The organism is Mesorhizobium sp. P5_C1, assembly GCF_054049815.1.
Map to the genome: position 1 here is coordinate 1 of NZ_JBFULQ010000829.1, position 1,776 is coordinate 1,776.

The 1,776-nt window shown below is 61.9% G+C and carries 2 protein-coding genes; both read left to right on the plus strand.

Annotation, left to right across the window (positions count from 1 at the left end):
* Positions 1-959, plus strand: a 959-nt coding sequence (locus ACXJ7R_RS31705) for a class I SAM-dependent methyltransferase (protein ID WP_457155253.1), incomplete at its 5' end; no start/stop codon positions are given.
* Positions 960-1,064: 105 nt separating this feature from the next.
* Positions 1,065-1,199, plus strand: a complete 135-nt coding sequence (locus tag ACXJ7R_RS31710) for a hypothetical protein (protein ID WP_457155254.1) — start codon at positions 1,065-1,067, stop codon at positions 1,197-1,199.
* Positions 1,200-1,776 lie beyond the last annotated feature (577 nt).

The window sequence follows — 1,776 nt, forward strand, 5'->3', positions numbered from 1 at the left end:
GGCTTGGCCTGTTCTCGGCCATGAGCGAGGGCGGCACGATGACAGCCGGCCAGCTCGCCAAAAGGACCGGCACGCAGGAACGGCTGGTCCGCGAATGGCTCTCGGCGCAGGCGGCAGCCGGCTATGTCGAATATGACGAAGCCGGCGACAGCTTCTACCTCAGCCCCGAGCAGGAGCAGGTCTTCGTCAACGAGGACAGCCCGGCCTTCATGGCCGGCGCGTTCGAGGTGGTCTCGACGCTGTGGCTGGATGAGGAGAAGGTCAGGCAGGCCTTCCGCTCCGGCAAGGGGCTCGGCTGGCACGATCACAGCGCTTGCCTGTTCCGCGGCACCGAACGTTTCTTCCGGCCGGGCTACAACGCCAATCTGATCGGCTCCTGGCTGCCGGCGCTCGACGGTGTCGTCGAGAAGCTGGAGCGCGGCATTGACGTCGCCGATGTCGGATGCGGCCACGGCGCCTCGACCGTGCTGATGGCCAAGGCCTTCCCGAACTCGCGCTTCACYGGCTTCGACTATCACGCCCCGTCGATCGAGCGCGCCCGGGCCGCGGCGAAGGAGGCCGGTGTTGCCGGCAACACCAGCTTCGAGGTGGCGCCGGCCAAGGATTTCCCCGGCACCTATGATCTTGTCGCCTTCTTCGACTGCCTGCACGACATGGGCGATCCGGAAGGCGCGGCCAAACATGTGCACAAGGCACTGAAGCCGGACGGCACCTGGATGATCGTCGAGCCCTTCGCCAACGACCAGCTTTCGGCGAACCTCAATCCGGTCGGCCGCATCTACTACGCCGCCTCGACCTTCATCTGCACGCCTGCCTCGCTGTCGCAGGAGGTTGGGCTGGGGCTCGGCGCACAGGCCGGCGAGGCAAGGCTGCGCAAGGTCGTATCCGGCGGCGGGTTCAAGCGGTTCCGCCGCGCCACCGAGACACCGTTCAATATGGTCCTCGAGGCACGCCGTTAAGGTGATGCGCACAAGAAGGCGACCCTCGACGTCAAGGGCTTTTGCAAGGGCGCACTCGTCAAGACCGGAGACCGGACCTTCTGCGTCGTCGGTGAATGGAACGACATGGACAGCCTAGCGGCGGCACGACCGCAGATGATCGGTTTGCTGGATACGATGCGCGGCATGCTGGAGGATCTCGGCGGCGACCTCGGCGTGACCGATCCCGTCTCGGGAACCGTCGTTGCCGACATCGGGTGAAGCGGCGGAGCCAAAAACCGAACGCCGCCGCAACCGAACGTCCGGCAATGCGCCTCGATCTCGGCACACGCAATGTCTACTTTAAGTTAGCGGGCAAGTCGGCCGTCGCAACCGGCCTGAGGCGCGAAGCAGACCCGCCTTTGCGCACGCCGTTCTACGCTGTAGCCTCTCCCTTTTTGAAAACTCTTCACTTCATAGGGCATATGGGCGCAGATCGGACTTGCCAGATCGGAGATGGAGAATGCCAGTTCAGCTGAAGTGAGATACGGACACGAAAACAATTTTCGGCAGCGAAAGTCGCCACCGAAACTACGCTAACGCCGCCGTTTGTATCCCCTACTCCCACTCAATTGTTTTTGACCCAGCTAGGTCATTGATCTAGCTGGGCTTTTTCTTTTTTGCCGCGCCGAAAACCGACGCATGGTCCGTCAAAAAGTCACGCTTTTGATTTTAAAGGGGAATTCGCCGCCAAAAATATTTTGAGGTTTCAGCATCAATCGGAGTCAATCGCGCTTTTCGGTCGACTTCAGGTGCCGATATGTCCTCGCCGCCAGAAACTGAAAAGTACCGTCACGCC

Coding starts and splice junctions, on each gene's coding strand:
- ACXJ7R_RS31710 (WP_457155254.1), top strand. CDS start 1,065: ATGGACAGCCTAGCGGCGGCACGACCGCAGATGATCGGTTTGCTGGAT.